At 42.7% G+C, this 19,037-nt stretch carries 35 protein-coding genes; 33 read left to right on the top strand and 2 right to left on the bottom strand.

Annotation, left to right across the window (positions count from 1 at the left end; all coding sequences use genetic code 11):
• Positions 1-291: 291 nt before the first annotated feature.
• From tsaB to tsaD, 4 genes are read left to right on the top strand one after another with little or no spacing between them, the layout of a single operon-like run.
• A complete protein-coding gene (tsaB, locus tag NGR58_RS03410; protein WP_258088257.1) occupies positions 292-1,017 on the top strand; it encodes a tRNA (adenosine(37)-N6)-threonylcarbamoyltransferase complex dimerization subunit type 1 TsaB in 726 nt (241 codons plus the stop codon).
• Positions 1,001-1,585 (top strand): ribosomal protein S18-alanine N-acetyltransferase, encoded by a 585-nt coding sequence (gene rimI, locus NGR58_RS03405; protein ID WP_258088256.1) that lies wholly within the window; start codon positions 1,001-1,003, stop codon positions 1,583-1,585. The genes tsaB and rimI (NGR58_RS03405) overlap by 17 nt, the downstream gene beginning before the upstream one ends.
• Positions 1,569-2,021: a ribosomal protein S18-alanine N-acetyltransferase gene (gene rimI / locus NGR58_RS03400; protein ID WP_258088255.1), complete on the top strand. Its 453-nt coding sequence runs from the start codon at positions 1,569-1,571 to the stop codon at positions 2,019-2,021. Before rimI (NGR58_RS03405) ends, rimI (NGR58_RS03400) begins: the two co-directional genes overlap by 17 nt.
• Positions 2,022-2,024: 3 nt before the next feature.
• Positions 2,025-3,050: a tRNA (adenosine(37)-N6)-threonylcarbamoyltransferase complex transferase subunit TsaD gene (tsaD, locus tag NGR58_RS03395; RefSeq protein ID WP_258088254.1), complete on the top strand. Its 1,026-nt coding sequence runs from the start codon at positions 2,025-2,027 to the stop codon at positions 3,048-3,050.
• Between the two features lie 82 nt (positions 3,051-3,132).
• Here tsaD and NGR58_RS03390 read toward each other — a convergent pair whose 3' ends face one another.
• A complete protein-coding gene (locus NGR58_RS03390; protein WP_258088253.1) occupies positions 3,133-4,122 on the bottom strand; it encodes a polyprenyl synthetase family protein in 990 nt (329 codons plus the stop codon).
• A 465-nt stretch (positions 4,123-4,587) separates the two neighbouring features.
• Between NGR58_RS03390 and rpsJ the strand changes: the two genes are divergently transcribed.
• From rpsJ to NGR58_RS03245, 29 genes are all read left to right on the top strand, one after another.
• Positions 4,588-4,896 (top strand): 30S ribosomal protein S10, encoded by a 309-nt coding sequence (rpsJ, locus tag NGR58_RS03385; protein ID WP_115471028.1) that lies wholly within the window; start codon positions 4,588-4,590, stop codon positions 4,894-4,896.
• Between the two features lie 92 nt (positions 4,897-4,988).
• Positions 4,989-5,615 (top strand): 50S ribosomal protein L3, encoded by a 627-nt coding sequence (gene rplC / locus NGR58_RS03380; RefSeq protein WP_258088252.1) that lies wholly within the window; start codon positions 4,989-4,991, stop codon positions 5,613-5,615.
• Between the two features lie 24 nt (positions 5,616-5,639).
• Complete coding sequence (gene rplD / locus NGR58_RS03375; RefSeq protein ID WP_075270321.1) at positions 5,640-6,263, top strand: 50S ribosomal protein L4; 624 nt, start codon at positions 5,640-5,642, stop codon at positions 6,261-6,263.
• Entirely contained in the window at positions 6,263-6,550 is a 288-nt protein-coding gene (gene rplW, locus NGR58_RS03370; protein ID WP_115471029.1) for a 50S ribosomal protein L23, read from the top strand. The genes rplD and rplW overlap by 1 nt, the downstream gene beginning before the upstream one ends.
• Positions 6,551-6,566: 16 nt before the next feature.
• Positions 6,567-7,400 (top strand): 50S ribosomal protein L2, encoded by an 834-nt coding sequence (gene rplB, locus NGR58_RS03365; RefSeq protein ID WP_075270319.1) that lies wholly within the window; start codon positions 6,567-6,569, stop codon positions 7,398-7,400.
• Between the two features lie 52 nt (positions 7,401-7,452).
• Positions 7,453-7,734 (top strand): 30S ribosomal protein S19, encoded by a 282-nt coding sequence (gene rpsS, locus NGR58_RS03360; protein ID WP_075270318.1) that lies wholly within the window; start codon positions 7,453-7,455, stop codon positions 7,732-7,734.
• 16 nt (positions 7,735-7,750) lie between these two features.
• Complete coding sequence (gene rplV, locus NGR58_RS03355) at positions 7,751-8,098, top strand: 50S ribosomal protein L22 (protein ID WP_075270317.1); 348 nt, start codon at positions 7,751-7,753, stop codon at positions 8,096-8,098.
• 13 nt (positions 8,099-8,111) lie between these two features.
• Entirely contained in the window at positions 8,112-8,780 is a 669-nt protein-coding gene (rpsC, locus tag NGR58_RS03350) for a 30S ribosomal protein S3 (RefSeq protein WP_115471031.1), read from the top strand.
• Position 8,781: 1 nt separating this feature from the next.
• Positions 8,782-9,201 carry a 50S ribosomal protein L16 gene (gene rplP / locus NGR58_RS03345; RefSeq protein WP_258088251.1) on the top strand — a complete coding sequence of 140 codons (420 nt, stop codon included), beginning with the start codon at positions 8,782-8,784 and terminating at the stop codon, positions 9,199-9,201.
• On the top strand, positions 9,201-9,407 hold the full coding sequence (gene rpmC / locus NGR58_RS03340) for a 50S ribosomal protein L29 (protein ID WP_075270314.1): 207 nt from the start codon (positions 9,201-9,203) through the stop codon (positions 9,405-9,407). The genes rplP and rpmC overlap by 1 nt, the downstream gene beginning before the upstream one ends.
• 23 nt (positions 9,408-9,430) lie before the next feature.
• Complete coding sequence (gene rpsQ / locus NGR58_RS03335) at positions 9,431-9,697, top strand: 30S ribosomal protein S17 (RefSeq protein ID WP_075270313.1); 267 nt, start codon at positions 9,431-9,433, stop codon at positions 9,695-9,697.
• A gap of 45 nt (positions 9,698-9,742) precedes the next feature.
• Positions 9,743-10,111: a 50S ribosomal protein L14 gene (rplN, locus tag NGR58_RS03330; RefSeq protein ID WP_258088250.1), complete on the top strand. Its 369-nt coding sequence runs from the start codon at positions 9,743-9,745 to the stop codon at positions 10,109-10,111.
• Positions 10,112-10,143: 32 nt separating this feature from the next.
• Entirely contained in the window at positions 10,144-10,452 is a 309-nt protein-coding gene (gene rplX / locus NGR58_RS03325) for a 50S ribosomal protein L24 (RefSeq protein WP_075270311.1), read from the top strand.
• Between the two features lie 30 nt (positions 10,453-10,482).
• Positions 10,483-11,025, top strand: coding sequence for a 50S ribosomal protein L5 (rplE, locus tag NGR58_RS03320; protein WP_075270310.1), 543 nt, complete (start codon positions 10,483-10,485; stop codon positions 11,023-11,025).
• A 43-nt stretch (positions 11,026-11,068) separates the two neighbouring features.
• Positions 11,069-11,467: a 30S ribosomal protein S8 gene (gene rpsH, locus NGR58_RS03315; RefSeq protein ID WP_075270309.1), complete on the top strand. Its 399-nt coding sequence runs from the start codon at positions 11,069-11,071 to the stop codon at positions 11,465-11,467.
• Between the two features lie 31 nt (positions 11,468-11,498).
• Positions 11,499-12,035 (top strand): 50S ribosomal protein L6, encoded by a 537-nt coding sequence (gene rplF / locus NGR58_RS03310; protein WP_258088249.1) that lies wholly within the window; start codon positions 11,499-11,501, stop codon positions 12,033-12,035.
• 86 nt (positions 12,036-12,121) lie between these two features.
• Positions 12,122-12,478: a 50S ribosomal protein L18 gene (rplR, locus tag NGR58_RS03305; RefSeq protein ID WP_075270307.1), complete on the top strand. Its 357-nt coding sequence runs from the start codon at positions 12,122-12,124 to the stop codon at positions 12,476-12,478.
• Between the two features lie 19 nt (positions 12,479-12,497).
• Complete coding sequence (gene rpsE / locus NGR58_RS03300) at positions 12,498-13,001, top strand: 30S ribosomal protein S5 (RefSeq protein ID WP_258088248.1); 504 nt, start codon at positions 12,498-12,500, stop codon at positions 12,999-13,001.
• A gap of 11 nt (positions 13,002-13,012) precedes the next feature.
• Positions 13,013-13,198, top strand: a complete 186-nt coding sequence (gene rpmD, locus NGR58_RS03295; protein WP_075270305.1) for a 50S ribosomal protein L30 — start codon at positions 13,013-13,015, stop codon at positions 13,196-13,198.
• Positions 13,199-13,239: 41 nt separating this feature from the next.
• Positions 13,240-13,674: a 50S ribosomal protein L15 gene (rplO, locus tag NGR58_RS03290; protein ID WP_258088247.1), complete on the top strand. Its 435-nt coding sequence runs from the start codon at positions 13,240-13,242 to the stop codon at positions 13,672-13,674.
• Positions 13,674-14,981 carry a preprotein translocase subunit SecY gene (secY, locus tag NGR58_RS03285; RefSeq protein ID WP_258088246.1) on the top strand — a complete coding sequence of 436 codons (1,308 nt, stop codon included), beginning with the start codon at positions 13,674-13,676 and terminating at the stop codon, positions 14,979-14,981. The genes rplO and secY overlap by 1 nt, the downstream gene beginning before the upstream one ends.
• Positions 14,978-15,547, top strand: a complete 570-nt coding sequence (locus NGR58_RS03280) for an adenylate kinase (protein ID WP_258088245.1) — start codon at positions 14,978-14,980, stop codon at positions 15,545-15,547. The genes secY and NGR58_RS03280 overlap by 4 nt, the downstream gene beginning before the upstream one ends.
• Positions 15,548-15,637: 90 nt before the next feature.
• The gene (gene infA, locus NGR58_RS03275) at positions 15,638-15,853 is read left to right on the top strand and encodes a translation initiation factor IF-1 (RefSeq protein ID WP_258088244.1); all 216 of its coding nucleotides are present in this window, start codon (positions 15,638-15,640) and stop codon (positions 15,851-15,853) included.
• A 35-nt stretch (positions 15,854-15,888) separates the two neighbouring features.
• Entirely contained in the window at positions 15,889-16,008 is a 120-nt protein-coding gene (rpmJ, locus tag NGR58_RS03270) for a 50S ribosomal protein L36 (RefSeq protein WP_040760535.1), read from the top strand.
• Positions 16,009-16,061: 53 nt separating this feature from the next.
• A complete protein-coding gene (gene rpsM / locus NGR58_RS03265; protein ID WP_075270301.1) occupies positions 16,062-16,427 on the top strand; it encodes a 30S ribosomal protein S13 in 366 nt (121 codons plus the stop codon).
• 33 nt (positions 16,428-16,460) lie between these two features.
• Positions 16,461-16,847 carry a 30S ribosomal protein S11 gene (rpsK, locus tag NGR58_RS03260; protein WP_258088243.1) on the top strand — a complete coding sequence of 129 codons (387 nt, stop codon included), beginning with the start codon at positions 16,461-16,463 and terminating at the stop codon, positions 16,845-16,847.
• A 51-nt stretch (positions 16,848-16,898) separates the two neighbouring features.
• Complete coding sequence (locus tag NGR58_RS03255; RefSeq protein ID WP_075270299.1) at positions 16,899-17,843, top strand: DNA-directed RNA polymerase subunit alpha; 945 nt, start codon at positions 16,899-16,901, stop codon at positions 17,841-17,843.
• 38 nt (positions 17,844-17,881) lie between these two features.
• Positions 17,882-18,268: a 50S ribosomal protein L17 gene (rplQ, locus tag NGR58_RS03250; protein ID WP_075270298.1), complete on the top strand. Its 387-nt coding sequence runs from the start codon at positions 17,882-17,884 to the stop codon at positions 18,266-18,268.
• A 381-nt stretch (positions 18,269-18,649) separates the two neighbouring features.
• Entirely contained in the window at positions 18,650-18,865 is a 216-nt protein-coding gene (locus NGR58_RS03245) for a hypothetical protein (RefSeq protein WP_075270297.1), read from the top strand.
• A 68-nt stretch (positions 18,866-18,933) separates the two neighbouring features.
• Here NGR58_RS03245 and NGR58_RS03240 read toward each other — a convergent pair whose 3' ends face one another.
• Complete coding sequence (locus NGR58_RS03240) at positions 18,934-19,026, bottom strand: IS3 family transposase (RefSeq protein ID WP_407077141.1); 93 nt, start codon at positions 19,024-19,026, stop codon at positions 18,934-18,936.
• Positions 19,027-19,037: the final 11 nt, after the last annotated feature.

Genomic DNA, 19,037 nt, shown 5'->3' with positions numbered 1-19,037 from the left:
ATCCTGGTCTTCGCGTTGCTACGAACAAAATTATCCTAAACAGCCTTACACCCGAATTCAACCCGCATTTGTTCACACTCTTAAACGTGCTCACAAAAACTGAAGCCTCAATGTAACGCAATTTACGCCATTCCCGGCCGACGCTTCGCTATGGCCAAAAATGACGTAAACAACGTTACACACCGGCTTCAACCCATTTTTGTTCACACTCTTGCTTGATTAGCAGTGTTGTTCTGTTAAAATTGCGGTAAAATAGGTATTAGTATTTCACAAGTAGAGGAGCTAGTTGATATGAAAACCATTGCTTTTGATACAAGCAATCAACCTTTGAGCGTTGCATTATTTGAGGATGATAAATTAATTGATCAACGTGAAACTAATGTACGCCGTAACCACTCAACCCAACTATTACCTTTTATTGATGAGTTGGTAAAGCAAGCCAATTGGACACCACAGGATTTAGACAATGTCATTGTTAGTCAAGGCCCAGGTTCATATACTGGGTTACGTATTGCAGTGACAACAGCTAAGACACTTGCCTTCACACTAAATATCTCATTAACAGGTATTTCAAGCTTGGCATTATTAGCAGCTAACGTGACAGATACGAATGCCATCATTGTACCTATTATGGATGCTCGCAATCAAAACATCTATGCTGCGCAGTATCAATGGGAGTTAGGCCGTCTAGTTGTACGTCAGCCTGATAAACATATGAATATTGATAAACTGCATACCGCATTAGAAACGATGCAACAACCACTTATTTTTGTTGGTGAGTGGCAACGTTTTGAAGACCAATTACGTGAATTATTCCCAGCAGCAACGTTTGCGCAAGATAACTTGCCACATGCAGCTAACATGGTGAGCTTAGCACAGGACAGTACGAAGTTAACCGACATGAATGATATTCATCAATTTGTGCCAAATTATCATCGCCTATCACAAGCAGAGGCCGATTGGGCGAAGGCACATCCAGAGGATCAAGGTGGGCACGCCTATGTGGAAAAAGTTTAATCAATTAGTTCATTGGTGGGATAAACCTGTATCAGAGGAGATGCGGGAATTTCGACAAAAAATTGTTATTAAAGATTTTGAATTTGATTTAATGCCAGCCAAGCATTCAGATTTAGAAGATATTATGGCGCTTGAGAAAGCTGCCTATAATGATACAGTTTTATGGCCAATGTCGGCATTTACTGAAGAATTACGGCGAACACGTGATCGGTTATATGTGATTGTACGTCAGCCTGAAACAGGTTCAATGGTGGCGTTGATTGGGGCGGCTTTTCGCCCAGGCATCCATGAGGTCCACATTACCAATATTATGGTTGCGCCACATTGGCAAAGCCGCGGTGTCGGTACCTTTCTGGTGATGTACATGATGACAATCGCACAACAAATTAATTTTCACCGTATTTCTTTAGAAGTGCGTGTATCTAACAAGCGGGCACAGCAGCTGTATGAACGGTTAGGATTCCAAATTGTCCGGCGAAAAGCGCATTACTATGGCGAAGATGGTGGGGATGCATTTGATATGGCACAAATACTAGGAAATCAAATCGATAATGAACTTCTTATATAAACATGACATGACCGCCGAGCAGTTATACCAGCTCGCTGAAGCAGCATACCCAGCTGGTTCACCATGGCAATTAAAAACCTTTCAGCAAGACCTAGAGAACGAGTATTCACATTATGTGGGGATGATTGCGCATGATCAGTTGATTGGCTTTGCCGGGGGCATTTATTTAGATGATGTTTTGGATATTAGCAATGTTGCCATCTTAAAAGAGCAACAAGGCAAACATCTGGGAGAAATTTTATTGCGTACTTGGTTTGATGAATTTTTTGATGGTACGAAGATACTGTTAGAGGTTCGGGCAAGTAATCAAGCAGCGCAGCAGTTGTATCAGCGTTTAGGTTTTAAGACTTATCGTCAACGAAAAGCATATTATAATCACCCTGTGGAGGATGCTAATCTGATGATGTTAGAGCTACCGATACAGGTAAAGGAGTAGAGCATGACAGAAACACGTTATATCATGGCATTTGAGTCAAGTGCTGATGAAACGAGTGTGGCAATAATAAAAAATGGTGATGAAATCGTTAGTTTAGAGACAGCAACACAAATCAAGAGTCATCAAAGGTTTGGTGGGATTGTCCCTGAAGTTGCGAGTCGTCATCATATCGAACAGGTGACTATTTTGGCTGATGCAGCACTTGAAGATGCTCAGTTAACCTACAGTGACTTAACTGCTATTGGTGTAACGCAGGGGCCTGGATTAGTTGGTGCTTTGTTGATTGGGGTCACAGCCGCAAAAACAATTGCTTGGGCACATCAATTACCGCTAGTGCCCGTGTTACACCTGGCTGGTCATATTAGTGCAGCTAATTTCGTGGCACCTATTCAATATCCTGCACTTGCGTTGATGGTATCCGGTGGGCATACAGAGTTGGTTTTGATGCGCGAAGAGTACGATTACGTCGTCATTGGCGATACGCGTGATGATGCCGCTGGTGAAAGCTATGACAAAGTTGGCCGGACAATGGGATTAAAATACCCAGCTGGTAAGACTTTGGATAACATGGCTCATCGGGGTGAACCTAACTATAAGTTACCACGTGCCTTGATTGACGATGGTGCTTACGACTTTTCTTTCTCAGGGTTGAAAAGTGCGGTCATTAATTTGATGCATAATGCTGACCAGCGTGGCGAAACTGTCAATCATGATGATTTAGCAGCTTCTTTCCAGGAAGCAGTGGTCGAGGTGCTAGTAAGTAAAACATCGCAGGCATTAGACCATTATCAGGTGAAGTCATTTATTGTTGCTGGTGGGGTAGCCGCTAACCGTGGTTTACGAGATGCGTTGACCGACATGATGACGCAACGACCACAGATTGCGTTTATTCCGGTACCTATTAAATTAGCGGGTGATAATGCAGCGATGATTGGTGCAGCTGTCGATATTGCTTACCGTCATGGTAAACGTGGCGATTGGACGTTAAATGCTAATCCTGCGCTTGAGTTTGAATATGAAGATGAATAAACAATAAAAAAACGACGTTCAGTCACGTGACTGAATGTCGTTTTTGTTTAAATAATTACTTTTTTCTACCATATAAGTGCATTTAATTTGCACGTTCTAATAGCGCTTCGCTAATAGCCACTAACGTATCCTTTGATTCGCCCTCGGGTAATTGCGATAAGTAATCTAATGCTTTTTCAGTATATTCGCTGGCTAGGTCGCTTGCTTCATCAACCGCACCAGAAGCAATGACCATATCACGTAATTGGATGGCCTCTTCATTGGTGATGCTTTCCTTCTTTGCCAAAAGCTTTTGAATTTCAGGCTTATTTTGCATAGCAATGATCAATGGGGCAGAATAGACTCCTTCGCGAACATCTTGTAGGGTCGGTTTGCCCAAGTCGGTTTTGGTTGATTGGTAATCTAAAATGTCATCTAAGATTTGAAAAGCCATGCCAACATTGTAGGCAAAGTCAGTCACTAAGTTAACAAACGCTTCTGGAGCGTCACCATTTGTCGCACCTAATTGCGCAGAAAGTACAAATAAAGCAGCTGTCTTACCAGCGATTTGTTCTTTATAATCGGATAATGTCATATGACGATCATAATGATTAGTACGCTGGGTAAGTTCGCCAGTTAAAATGTCTTCTAGTAATTTCGTTGATTGACGAACAACTGTCATGTTGTCAGTGTGAAAGGCTAGTGTTTTGAAGGTCGCAGCAAATAGGTAGTCACCAGCATATGCTGCGATGTCTTTGCCAAATCTTGCTTGTATACTTGGTGCATGGCGACGTTCTGGTGAATCATCAATAATATCATCGTGCACAAGAGTTGCCGTGTGAAGCATCTCAATTGAGGCAGCAATATGTTTTAGTTTTGAAGCATCACCGGGGTAGAACTGCCCAATAATAATTACGAACGCTGGTCGCAACATTTTGCCGCCAGCACGGAACATATCCAATAATGCTTTCTCAACTTCTTTATCATTTGCCTTTAATGAGTCTTGGATAATAAATAACACATCCTGGAGTTCTTTTTGAACTGATGGAAATCTTTCCCACATTTTGTGGATTTGCGTAAGTGATTGTTTCATTAATTTGGAATTCCTTAAATCTACTATATTGTGTAACATCAATTGGCATAACGTCTTTTAAACTATCATCTATTATATATGAAAAAAAGCGAATCGACAGACGAATTTCAATCTGTAAAAAATAATTAACAATCTTGAGAGTTTATATTGGTATTTGGTTTTTAAATTGTGTATGATAATTATCGTTGTGATGCGAAAAACAGATAAAAAATTGTTTGAAAAAAATAAACAAAATGCTTGCGTATCAAGCATGACTGCTGTATCATAATCAAGTACGCGAAATGAGGGACAACGTAAATGTGTCTCGCATATTAGTGTGCCATTGACGAGCAATGATGTGGGAGGTTGCGACACACCCGGCAGCATTGCCACGAGGCCCATTGCCATGGAGCCTTGTGGGGCGTGTCGGTAGTTTCCACGGAGTTAGTTTCATATTCCAATATGGACGAAGGGAGAATTTATATCATGGCAAATAAGAAAATTCGTATCCGTTTAAAGGCTTACGAGCACAAGATCTTGGATTCATCAGCTGAAAAGATCGTTGAAACGGCAAAGCGTACAGGTGCTGAAATTTCAGGTCCTATTCCATTGCCAACGGAACGCACGGTCTACACAGTTTTGAGTTCACCTCACAAGCACAAGGATGCACGTGAGCAATTCGAATTGCGTACACACAAGCGTTTGATCGACATCATGAATCCAACTGCTAAGACAGTCGATGCATTGTCAAAGTTGGAATTGCCAAGTGGTGTTGATATCGAAATTAAGTTGTAATTCTTATAGCTTAGATTATAGATAATCAATTTGCCTGGTTATGCATTTAACTAACCAAAAATATTAGATTTACTATTGAAAAGGAGATAGTCATGACTACTAAGGGTATCTTAGGCCGCAAAGTCGGCATGACTCAGGTATTCACTGAGGCTGGTGAACTTATCCCTGTAACAGTTGTTGAAGCTACGCCAAACGTTGTTCTTCAAGTTAAGACTTTGGAAAATGATGGTTACAACGCACTTCAATTGGGTTACCAAGATAAGCGCCAAGTTTTGAGCAACAAACCTGAGCAAGGTCACGTTGCCAAAGCAAACACGACCCCTAAGCGCTACATTCGTGAAATCCGCGATGCTGAGGGAGAATTCAATGTTGGGGATGAAGTTAAGGTTGATATCTTCGCCGCTGGTGAAGCTGTTGACGTAACTGGAATTACGAAGGGTCATGGTTACCAAGGTAACATCAAGAAGGATGGCCAAGCTCGTGGACCTATGGCTCACGGTTCTCGTTACCACCGTCGTCCTGGTTCATTGGGTGCCATTATTAATCGCGTCTTCAAGGGTAAGAAGTTGCCTGGACGCATGGGTAACCGTAAGCGTACTGTACAAAACTTGCAAGTTGTTCGCGTTGATGTAGAAAACAACGTGATCTTGGTTAAGGGTAATGTTCCTGGTGCCAACAAGTCACTTGTTACTGTTAAGTACTCAAAAAAAGCTAAGTAATAAGGACGAAGGGAGGAAATTAACATGACTAAGGTTGCTTTGTTTAAGCAAGATGGTTCAAATGCCGGTGATATTGAATTAAACGATTCAGTATTTGGTGTAGAGCCAAACAACAATGTCATTACGGATGCCGTATTGATGCAACGCGCTTCAATGCGTCAAGGTACACATGCTGTAAAGAACCGTTCAGCGGTTTCTGGTGGTGGAAAGAAGCCTTGGCGTCAAAAGGGTACAGGTCGTGCCCGTCAAGGTTCAATCCGTTCACCACAATGGCGTGGCGGTGGAATTGTCTTCGGACCTACACCACGTTCATATGCCTACAAGATGCCTAAGAAGGCTTACCGTTTGGCATTGAAGTCAGTGTTGTCACAAAAGGTTTTGGATTCTTCATTGGTTGTTGTTGATGCATTGTCATTCGACGCACCAAAGACTAAGGAATTTAAGGCAGTTTTGAACAACTTAAACGTAAATGAAAAGACGTTGGTTGTCTTGGACGATGATAATGCTAATGCAGCACTAGCAGCACGTAACTTAGAAAACGTGACTGTTATGACTGCTAAGGGTGTTAACGTGCTTGACGTAATCAACAACGATAAGTTGGTTGTAGTTCAATCAGCTTTGGCACAAGTTGAGGAGGTTTTGGCATAATGGACGCACGCGATATCATTTTGCGCCCGGTCATCACTGAACAAACGATGAGCGTTTTGGATGAAAAGCGTTACACGTTTGAAGTTGATGTTCGCGCCACTAAGCCACAAGTTAAGCGTGCTGTTGAAGAAATTTTCGATGTTAAAGTTGAAAAGATCAACACGGCTAACGTACGTGGTAAGTTGAAGCGTCAAGGACGCTTTGCTGGTTACACTAAGAAGCGTAAGAAGGCAACTGTTACGTTGTCTGAAGCTTCAAAGGACATTCAATTGTTCAACGAAAACTAATTAGGAGGAAATTAGCGTGGCTATCAAAAAGTACAAGCCAACCTCTAACGGTCGTCGTAATATGACGTCTTCAGATTTTTCTGAAATCACTAAGACGACGCCTGAAAAGAGCTTGTTGGAATCAAAGTCAAACACTGGTGCTCGTAACTCATACGGTCACATGACTGTACGCCATCGTGGTGGTGGACACAAGCGCCAATACCGTATTATCGACTTCAAGCGTACTAAGGATGATGTACCAGCTAAGGTTGTTGCGATCGAATATGATCCAAACCGTACTGCAAACATCGCTTTGCTACAATACACTGATGGTACTAAGTCATATATCTTGGCACCTAAGGGCTTGGAAGTTGGTATGACAGTTCAATCAGGAGAAGATGCTGATATTAAGTTAGGTAACTCATTACCATTATCAAAGATTCCTGATGGAACTCAAATTCACAATATCGAATTAAAGCCTGGTCATGGTGGACAACTTGTCCGTTCAGCTGGAGCATCAGCTCAAGTGCTAGGTAAAGAAGGAAAGTACGTTCTAGTTCGCCTACAATCAGGTGAAGTTCGTATGATCTTGGCAGTAAACCGTGCCACAGTTGGAGTTGTTGGAAACGAACAACACTCATTGATCAGCTGGGGTAAGGCTGGTCGCCGTCGTTGGAAGGGTCAACGTCCACACGTTCGTGGATCTGTAATGAATCCTAACGATCACCCTCATGGAGGTGGTGAAGGAAAGGCTCCTGTTGGAATGCCATCACCATTGTCACCATGGGGTAAGAAGACAGCTGGTAAGAAGACACGTAACGAAAAGGCTCGTTCATCAAAGTTTATCGTTCGTAGCCGTAAGAACAAGTAAAAATAGATTCCAGCTATTATAAGTTTTTAAAAAACGAGAGGAGGACCTCAAAATGGGTCGTAGCCTAAAGAAGGGGCCATTTGCTGATGCTTCTTTGTTAAAGAAGGTCGAAGAGGCAAATGCTTCAGATAAGCATACTGTCATCAAGACATGGTCACGTCGCTCAACGATTTTCCCAAGTTTCATCGGATTAACTTTTGCAGTTTACGATGGTCGTAAGCACATGCCAGTTTTGGTACAAGAAGACATGGTTGGTCACAAACTTGGAGAGTTCGTTCCTACGCGTACGTTCCGCGGACACGCAGCAGACGATAAAGCAACTATTCGTAAGTAATTAGGAGGACAATACAATGGCTGAACAAATCACGTCAGCACGCGCCACGGCCAAACTCGTTCGTGTCGCTCCACGTAAGGTCCGCCAAGTGCTTGACCAAGTTCGTGGTAAGTCTGTGGCTGAGGCATTTGCAATTTTGCAATTCTTGCCAAACCACAGCTCAGAAAATGTATACAAAGTGTTGAACTCAGCAGTAGCAAACGCTGAGAACAACTTCTCATTAGATCGCGAAGATTTGGTAGTGGCTGAAGCCTTTGCAAACGAAGGACCAACGCTAAAGCGTTTCCGTCCACGTGCTAAGGGATCAGCTTCACCAATCAACAAGCGTACAAGCCACATTACTATTGTGGTAAAAGAAAAGTAAGGAGGGTTGAGTCATGGGTCACAAAATTAACCCAGCTGGTATGCGTGTCGGTATCATCCGCGACTGGGATGCCAAATGGTACGCAAATAAGAAAGACTTCGCAACAACTTTGCACGAAGATTTAAAGTTGCGTGAGTACATCGAAGCTAAGTTGGCTGAAGCATCAATTTCACGTGTTGAAATTGAACGTACTGCTAACCGTGTAAATATCTCAATCCACACTGCTAAGCCAGGTATGGTTATTGGTAAAGGTGGATCTGAAGTTGATGCATTGCGTAATGAGCTTGCAAAGCTTGTTGCCAAGGGTGAACGTGTTCACATCAACATTATTGAGATCAAGAAGCCTGATTTGGATGCCCAATTGGTAGGTTCACAAATTGCAGCAGACTTGGTTCGCCGTGTGGCTTTCCGTCGTGCAATGCGTAGTGCTATCCAACGTGCAACTCGTGCTGGTGCCAAGGGTATTAAGACACAAGTTTCTGGACGTTTGAATGGTGCAGATATGTCTCGTGTTGAGCAATATACAGAGGGTACAGTGCCTTTGCACACATTGCGTGCAGACATTGACTACTCATGGAATGAGGCAGAGACTACTTACGGTCAAATCGGAGTTAAGACTTGGATTTACCGTGGTGATATTTTGCCAGAGATAAAGTCAGAAAAGAAGCAAGGAGGCGAGTAACATGCTAGTTCCAAAGCGTGTAAAGTACCGTCGACCACACCGCGGCAAGATGCGTGGTGAGGCTAAAGGTGGTAAGACAGTAGCTTTCGGAGATTTCGGTTTACAAGCTACTGAGTCACACTGGATTACAAACCGTCAAATCGAGGCTGCTCGTATTACTATGACGCGTTACATGAAGCGTGGTGGTAAAGTATGGATTAAGATTTTTCCACACTTGTCATACACTTCAAAGGGTGTTGGTGTTCGTATGGGTAACGGAAAAGGTACCCCAGAAGGCTGGGTAGCACCTGTAAAGCGCGGCAAGGTTATGTTTGAAGTCGGTGGTGTTCCTGAAGAGGTTGCCCGTGAAGCCTTGCGTCTTGCATCTAACAAGTTGCCAGTTAAGACTAAAATCTTAGCTCGTCAAGTGGAGGGTGAATAATGAAGATCAAGGATCAAAAAAATGAAATCAAGGGTCTCAGCCAAGCTGAGCTGGTTGCCCAAGAAAAGAGCTACAAGGAAGAGTTATTTAATTTGCGTTTCCAATTAGCTACAGGTCAACTTGAGAACACGGCGCGATTGTCAGAAGTACGTAAGCAAATTGCCCGTATCAAGACGGTCATTCGTCAACAAGAATTGAACAAGTAGACTAAGAGAGGAGACCGTTCGTTATGACTGAAGCTCGTAACACACGTAAGACTTACCAAGGTCGCGTGGTTTCAGATAAGATGGATAAGACAGTGACTGTTGCAATCAACACTTACAAGAACCACCCAGTTTACGGTAAGCGTGTTAAGTACACGAAAAAGTTTAAGGCTCACGATGAGAACAACGAAGCTAAGACAGGTGATTTGGTACGCATCATGGAGACGCGCCCAACGTCAGCTACAAAGCGCTTCCGTTTGGTAGAAATCGTCGAGAAGGCCGTTATTATCTAATCGTTTAATCTCGAATATTACCAATAACGGAAGGAGGACAAAATCGTGATTCAACAAGAAAGTCGTTTAAAGGTTGCTGATAACTCAGGTGCACGCGAAATCTTGACTATCAAGGTATTAGGTGGATCTGGTCGTAAGTTCGCTGGAATCGGTGACATGGTTGTTGCAACTGTTAAGCAAGCTATTCCTGGTGGAAATGTTAAGAAGGGTGACGTTGTTAAAGCCGTTATCGTTCGTACTGCTGCTAGTACTCACCGTGCTGATGGTTCATACATCAGTTTCGATGAAAACGCCGCTGTTATCGTTAAAGATGACAAGAGCCCTGTAGGTACTCGTATCTTCGGACCTGTTGCGCGTGAATTGCGTGGCAATGATTACATGCGTATTGTGTCATTGGCACCTGAAGTATTGTAATTACCATCATTAAATCAAGGAGGAAGCCTCGCATGTTTGTGAAGACTGGTGACAAGGTTAAGGTTATCGCCGGCAAGGACAAGGGTAAGGAAGGCGTAGTTGTAAAGACTATTTCATCACAAGACCGTGTCGTTGTTGAAGGTGTCAATAAGGTTAAGAAGCACCAAAAGCCTAATAACCAATACCCACAAGGTGGTATTGTTGAGCTTGAAGCTCCAATCCACGTTTCAAACGTACAATTGCTTGACCCTTCTACTAACGAACCAACCAAAGTTGGTTACAAAGTTGAAGATGGTAAGAAGGTACGTTTCGCTAAGAAGTCTGGAAAGACTTTGGCATAATTTTCTAGGTGAAAGGAGGAAATCATTATCATGGCAAATCGCTTGAAAGAAAAGTACGTCAATGAAGTTACACCTTCATTGGTTGAGAAGTTTGAGTATTCATCAATCATGCAAGCACCTAAGATCGAAAAGATCGTGCTTAACATGGGTGTTGGTGACGCTGTTTCAAACTCAAAGAACTTGGATGAAGCTGTTGCTGAATTGGAATTGATTGCTGGTCAAAAGCCAGTTATCACTCGTGCAAAGAAGTCAATCGCTGGCTTCCGTTTGCGTGAGGGTATGGCAATCGGTACAAAGGTTACTTTGCGTGGTGAGCGTATGTACGACTTCTTAGATAAGTTGATCAACGTTTCATTGCCACGTGTTCGTGACTTCCGTGGAGTTTCACCAAAGGCTTTTGATGGCCGTGGAAACTACACATTGGGAGTACGTGAGCAACTTATTTTCCCAGAAATCGATTATGATAAGGTTAATCGTGTTCGTGGTTTGGATATCGTGCTTGTAACGACTTCAAACACCGACGAAGAAGCTCGTGAATTGCTTACTCAAATGGGTATGCCTTTCTCAAAGTAATCAACACTGATTTACAGTAATTAATAATAGGAGGCAAATATCAATGTCAATGACTGACCCAATTGCAGATTTCTTGACTCGCATTCGTAATGCGAACATGGTTCGCCACGACTCAGTTGAAGTACCTGCATCAAAGATCAAGAAGGACATCGCCGAGATCTTAAAGAGTGAAGGCTTTGTTCGTGACGTTGAATACATTGAAGATGACAAGCAAGGTGTCATCCGTGTTTTCCTTAAGTATTCTGCTGACAAAACTCGTGTAATCTCAGGTTTGAAGCGTATTTCAAAGCCTGGTTTGCGTACGTACGTTAAGTCAGATGATGTACCTAAGGTATTGAACGGTTTGGGTGTTGCAATCATCTCAACTTCTGAAGGTGTTATCACCGATAAAGAAGCTCGCGCCAAGAAAATTGGTGGCGAGGTATTGGCTTACGTCTGGTAAAAATAAAATTTAAACAAGGAGGTGTCAACCAATGAGTCGTATTGGTAATAAGACCATCACATTACCCGCAAATGTTGAAGTAACAAGCGACGGTGATGTTGTTACTGTCAAGGGTCCTAAAGGTGAATTATCACGTTCACTTGCTCATGAGATCAATTTGACTGTTGATGGAACTCAGGTTTCATTCACACGTCCATCAGATGATGTTCGTATGAAGGCACTTCACGGAACTACTCGTGCCATTGTTAACAACATGGTCGAGGGTGTTTCAAATGGTTTCAAGAAGACCTTGAAGCTAGTCGGTGTTGGATACCGTGCAGCAAAGCAAGGCGACAAGCTTGTTTTGAATGTCGGTTACTCACACCCAGTAGAATTTGAAGCTCGTGAAGGCTTAACTGTTGAAGTTCCTGACGCAACTACGATTACAGTTGAAGGAATCAGCAAGCAATTTGTTGGTGATTTCGCAGCTGAAATCCGTGCCGTACGTTCACCTGAACCATACAAGGGTAAGGGTATTCGTTACGAAAATGAACACGTTGTACGTAAGGAAGGTAAGACTGGTAAGTAAGCTTAAGCCCTGTGCTTAAAGTCGTACGCAACGTTACGATTTACTTATGAGTATATCTTTCAAATAATAAAAAAGAGGTTACGAACATGATTACGAAGTCAGACAAGAACAAAGTGCGTCAACACCGACACACTCGCGTTCGTGGCAAGATTTCTGGTACTGCTGAGCGCCCACGCTTGAACGTTTACCGTTCTAACAAGAACATCTACGCGCAATTAATTGATGACGTAGCGGGTGTGACGCTTGCTAGTGCCTCAACATTGGACAAGTCAATCGAAGCTGCTCCAAAGACAGAACAGGCAGCTAAAGTTGGTGCTTTAATCGCAGAGCGCGCAAAGGCCGCTAACGTTGAAGTTGTTGTATTTGATCGTGGTGGTTACTTATACCACGGTCGTGTACAAGCTTTGGCAGAAGCTGCTCGCGAAGCTGGCTTGAAGTTCTAAGGGAAGGAGGAAAGAAAACATGGCATTTATCGATGCAAATAAGCTCGGTGAGCTTGAAGAAAACGTTGTAGCCATCAACCGTGTTACCAAGGTTGTTAAAGGTGGACGCCGTTTGCGTTTCGCTGCTTTGGTCGTAGTTGGTGACCGTGACGGACATGTTGGTTTTGGTACTGGTAAGGCGCAAGAAGTTCCTGAAGCAATCCGTAAGGCTGCTGAAGATGCAAAGCGCAACATTATTAGCGTACCTATTGTTGGTACAACCCTTCCTCACTCTATTTTGGGTGTCCACTCGGGTGGCCGTATCTTATTGAAGCCCGCCGTTGAAGGATCTGGGGTAGCAGCAGGTGGTGCTGCTCGTGCCGTTTTGGAATTGGCCGGAGTTGCTGATGTGACTGCAAAGTCATTAGGTTCAGCTACGCCAATCAACGTTGTACGCGCAACTTTCGATGCAATCAACTCATTGAAGAACGCTGAAGAAGTTGCTGATTTGCGTCAGGTCTCATTAGAGCACTTGGCAGATTAAGGAGGCAGAACATGGCTGAACAAGTTAAAATTACTCTTGTAAAGAGTGCTGCCCACCGTTTGCCAAAGCAACGTGCAATTGTGGAGGCCCTTGGATTGAACAAGGTGCGTTCATCAGTTGTATTGCCTGACAACGCAGCAACGCGTGGTGCAGTGTTCAAGATTGCTCACTTGGTTACGGTTGAAGTAGTTAAGTAAGAGCTCAATAATTAGATTGCATTGAAGGAGGTAAAACCCTAATGAAGCTAAATGAACTTCAAATGCCTGAAGGCTCACGTAACGTTCGCAACCGTGTTGGACGTGGTGAATCATCAGGTAATGGTAAGACTGCGGGACGTGGTCAAAAAGGTCAAAAGGCTCGTGGTAAGACACGTCTAGGATTCGAAGGTGGACAAATGCCTTTGTTCCGTCGTATGCCAAAGCGTGGATTCACGAACATTAACCGTAAAGAGTATGCTGTTGTCAACCTTGATGTGTTAAACCGCTTCGATAATGGTACTGAAGTTTCACCAGCAATGTTGGTTGAAGCTGGTATCGTTAAAAGCGAGTTGAACGGCGTTAAGATCTTGGCTAATGGTCAATTAGAAAAGTCATTGACTGTTAAGGCTAACAAGTTCTCAGCATCAGCAACCGCAGCAATCGAAGCTGCTGGTGGTAAAGCTGAGGTGATCTAATGCTGAAAACCGTGCTCAATTCATTAAAAGAAAAAGACATTCGTAAGAAATTATTTTTCACTTTATGGATTTTAATTGTTTACCGATTAGGTGCCTACATTACTGTGCCGGGAATTAACACGGCAGCACTGACAGAGGTAGCAAATTCTGGGCTCGGCAGCATTTTGAATATGTTTAGCGGTGGTGGACTAACAAATTACTCATTGTTTGCAATGGGGGTTTCACCATACGTTACTGCACAAATCGTGGTACAGCTCCTACAAATGGATATTGTGCCACGATTTGTTGAATGGTCGAAGCAAGGTGAAGTTGGACGGCGTAAGTTGAACCAAGTCACTCGGTGGTTGACTATTGGTCTAGCTTTTGTCCAATCTATTGGAATAACGGCTGGATTTAATCAACTTAGCCAGGTTAATCTGGTGAAAACACCAAATACAGAGACATATTTGTTGATCGGATTCATCTTAACTGCTGGTACAATGTTATCAGTTTGGTTAGGTGAGATGATTACTGAACGTGGTCTTGGACAAGGTGTTTCAATGTTGATTTTTGCTGGTATAATTGCGCGTTTGCCAGCAGGTATTTACCAATTGTTTAAGGAACACATTCTACAAGGTGACGATCCAGCGCGTGGATGGGCATTCTTGGTTGGTCTTATGATTATCTTTGTGGTAGTCATCGCTTTCGTTACTTGGTTTAACCAAGCTATTCGAAAAGTGCCAATGCAATATACACGTCGTTCAGTAGGGTCGGGAAGTTCTTCTTACCTACCATTGCGTATTAATATTGCGGGTGTGATCCCAGTTATCTTTGCGTCATCTCTATTGGTGACGCCACAAACAATTTTGCAAGCTTTTGCAAGTAAGTTTGCGGATGCAAGTTGGTATAATACAGTTATGCAATACCTTTCAATCGAAACGATGCAAGGTGGTATTGTTTACACATTACTAATTATCTTGTTTACATTCTTCTATGCGTTTGTTCAGGTTAATCCTGAAAAGGTGCAAGAGAATTTGCAAAAGCAAGGTAGTTATATTGTGGGCGTCTGGCCTGGGCCATCAACTGAAAAGTGGATGTCAGGTCTACTGATGCGTTTGTCAGTGGTCGGCGCTTTGTTCCTAGGATTTGTCGCTTTAGCACCAATCCTAGCGACGCATGTCTTTGGGTTGGATAGTAACCTTGCTATGTCAGGAACGTCAATCTTGATTGTCATCGGAGTGGCAATTGACTTGATTCGCCAACTTGAAGGATTGATGATGAAGCGGCAGTATGTTGGATTTATTCGAGAAGGAGTCGAAGCAAAATGAGTTTGAATATCATGTTGTTGGGTTTGCCAGGTGTTGGTAAAGGAACCCAGGCTGCAAAGATCGTAGAGAAGTACAACTTGCCACACATCAGTACGGGTGATATGTTCCGTGCGGCAATGGCCAACGAAACTGAACTTGGTATGAAGGCAAAGTCTTTCATGGATGCTGGTGACCTAGTCCCTGACGAAGTTACTAACGGTATCGTTGCAGAGCGCTTAGATGAAGAAGATACGAAGCCAGGATTCATCCTAGATGGATTCCCTCGTAACTTAGACCAAGCGCATGCATTGGAAGATATGTTAAGCAAAGAAGGTCGTTCATTGGACGCCGTCCTTTACTTTACTGCTGATACGCAAGTGTTAGTTGATCGTATGATGGCACGTGGACGTGCGGATGACACGCCTGAAGTGATCAAGAATCGCTTGGACGTGAATGGAAAGCTTACTGAGCCAATCGCAGATTTCTATGCTGAAAAAGGTATTTTGCATAAGATTGATGGTGCTCATGAGTTGGACACCGTGTTCGCAGATGTAAAAAAGTTACTTGATAGTTTGGAGAACAACTAATTATAGTGCATATTTTGCTGTTCAAGGTAAAACTACTGTGTTATAATAACTTGTTACGTTCTCCAATGTCACAACTAAGGAGGCAGCAACGTGGCCAGTGATGTTATTGAAATTTCTGGTGTGGTAAAGGAAACTTTGCCTAATGCCATGTTTACCGTTGAACTGGAAAACGGCGCAGACATCTTAGCACACGTTTCTGGTAAGATTCGAAAGAATTTTATTCGTATTTTGCCTGGAGATCGTGTAGCAGTTGAGATGTCGCCATATGATTTGACGAAGGGCCGTATTACATACCGGTTTAAGTAAGCAAATTATATAAAAAATTCAAGGAGGTAAATATCATGAAGGTTCGTCCATCAGTTAAGCGTATGTGCGACAGCTGCAAGGTTGTCAAGCGTAATGGTCGTGTAATGGTGATTTGCTCTGCAAACCCAAAGCACAAGCAACGTCAAGGTAAGTAATTCTTACTGACGTTTTAAATTTATTTATTATATAGAAAAAGGAGGTAATCGTAATGGCTCGTATTGCTGGTGTTGATTTGCCTCGCGATAAGCGTATCGTGATCGCATTAACATATGTATATGGAATCGGTAATTCTACTGCACAAAAAGTTTTGGCAGAAGCAAAGGTTTCTGAAGATGTCCGTGTTCGTGACTTAACTCCAGACCAAGAAGACGCTATCCGTGCCGTCGTTGATGGTATTAAGGTAGAAGGTGACTTGCGTCGTGAAGTTACAATGAGCATTAAGGGATTGCAAGAAATCAATTCATACCGTGGTATCCGTCACCGTAAGGGATTGCCAGTTCGTGGACAACACACGAAGAACAATGCTCGTACGCGTAAGGGCCCAGCTGTTTCAATTGCTGGTAAGAAGAAGTAATTTTAAACTAATTGGAAAGGAGATAACTTGATTATGGCAGGTCGTACTAATCGTAAGCGTCGTGTACGTAAAAATGTTGAATCTGGTGTAGCACACATCCACGCAACATTTAACAACACGATCGTAATGATCACCGACGTTCAAGGAAACGCCGTTTCTTGGTCATCAGCTGGGGCACTTGGTTTCAAGGGTAGCCGTAAGTCTACACCATTTGCTGCGCAAATGGCTGCTGAAGCTGCTGCAAAGAGTGCAATGGAAGACGGCATGAAGACTGTTGAGGTAACTGTTAAGGGACCTGGTTCAGGTCGTGAGTCTGCTATCCGTGCGTTAGCCGCTGCTGGCTTGGATGTTTCATCAATTAAGGATGTTACTCCAGTGCCTCACAACGGTTCACGTCCACCAAAGCGTCGTCGTGTCTAATTGCCGGTTGCAAATAGTGCACAACATGCTTTGAAAGGGGTAACAAACAGTATGCTTGAATTCGAAAATCCTAAGATTATGTTGGTTGAAGAGGATAGCAATTACGGTAAGTTTGTGGTTGAGCCGCTTGAACGTGGTTACGGAACTACTTTGGGTAACTCACTACGCCGTGTATTGTTGTCTTCATTGCCCGGTGCGGCAATCAATTCAGTACAGATTGATGGCGTTTTGCATGAATTTTCAACGGTCGAAGGTGTCGTTGAAGATGTTACGCAAATCATTTTGAACCTTAAAAAGGTTTCAATGAGCATCGATAGTGATGATGAAAAAACACTCGAAGTTAACGTAACCGGTCCCGCTGATGTGACGGCCGGTGACATAGCTGGTGATAGTGATGTTGAGATCTTGAATAACGATCTTCACATCGCTACTGTTGCGGCTGGGGCTACCTTGCATATGACTTTGACGGCTGTTCGTGGTCGTGGTTATATTTCAGGGGACCAGAATAAGGAATTGCATGACGAAATGCCTATTGGCGTTCTAGCAATTGATTCAATCTTTACCCCAATCGAACGCGTAAACTATCAAGTTGAAAACACTCGTGTTGGTCAACGTGACGACTTTGATAAGTTGACTTTAGATGTTTGGACTGATGGCTCATTGTCAGCTACTGAAGCTGTTTCATTAGCTGCACGTATTATGTCTGATCATTTGAACGCTTTTATTGATATGTCTGAACGGGCAATTACTGCACAAGTGATGGCAGACAAGGAAGAAGAGCCAACAACGAAACATGCAGATACACCAATTGAAGAATTGGATTTGTCTGTTCGTTCTTATAATTGTCTCAAAAGGGCCGGGATTAACTCTGTACAAGAGTTAACTGAGCGTACGGAGACTCAAATGATGTCTGTCCGTAACCTCGGTCGGAAATCACTTGACGAAATCCAGGACAAGCTTAAATTGCTCGGTTTAGGGTTCCGCAAGGAAGATTAGATTAAACGATAGAATACCAAGAAAAGGAGGACACACTCATGGGATACCGTAAGTTGGGACGTAACAGTGCACAACGTAAGGCTTTGTTAAGTGATTTGACTACTGATCTATTGATCAACGGTCGCATCACGACTACTGAAGCTCGCGCTAAGGAAGTTCGTCGTACTGCTGATAAGATGATTACGTTGGGTAAGCATGGTGATTTATCATCACGCCGTAAGGCAGCTGCTTTCTTGCGTAACGTTATTGCAGACGTAAATACAACTGATGATAACAAAGTTCAAGTTGAAACAGCTTTGCAACACTTATTTAACGATGTTGCACCTCGCTTTGAGGGTCGTGCCGGTGGTTACACTCGCATTTTGAAGACTACTCAACGTCGTGGTGACGCTGCTCCAATGGTTATCTTGGAATTGGTTGACTAATTTCATTGGTTAATTAATAAAAACAATGAGATCTCTCATGTTATAAGGTATAAACTGTTAAGATGATGGCAATAGCCAAGTCTAGGTTGAAAGGCATCTATGTCGCGCCTATAACGTGTGAGGTTTTTTTGTGCAGTTTTTTATATAAAACCTAGTCCATTCAACATAATGACTATAAAATAATAACCAATAAGCCCTGTCTCATCTGATATTAGTATATTGATGAAACAGGGCTTATTGGTTAGTTAGGTGGCTTAAAACGACTATTATTTTAAGAAATTATTTTATTTGTGTAAAAATGCACAAACTGAGAAAGAAATGATTGTCGTGTTATCATTGCTAGTATATACTAAGGGCAAGACTAGTCTGGGGGGACGAAAAATGCAAGAAAAGCGCAATGTAAACACAACTGGCATGACTGTTCATTTAACACCAAGCAATTTTACGTTGGATCGTATTTTAATCAATGGTCAGCATTTTCAGTATCGGGGGATAGATTTGAGCTTAGGGGATACAGTACGTATTCGACAACAAGTTGGGAACTTTCTCATTGTCGATAAAGTACGCCAGCCTGGAAAAAAATATTACACTGTTTAATTTTAAAAATCATACATTTTAAGCTAAAAAAGACTGGATGAACTTAACCCCAAAAATTGGAGAGAAGTTTAAGCAACTAGCTGGTCGGAAAGATTTCGGTATTGAACCGGAGTTTTTCCGGCCAGTTTTGTTTTAATCCGTTTATTATTGTAGTAATAGATATAATTATTGA

This window comes from Weissella fangxianensis, assembly GCF_024718545.1.
GTDB lineage: Bacteria > Bacillota > Bacilli > Lactobacillales > Lactobacillaceae > Weissella > Weissella fangxianensis.
Note: the sequence above shows the minus strand (reverse complement) of the source record. Positions and strands in the feature narration are given on the sequence as shown.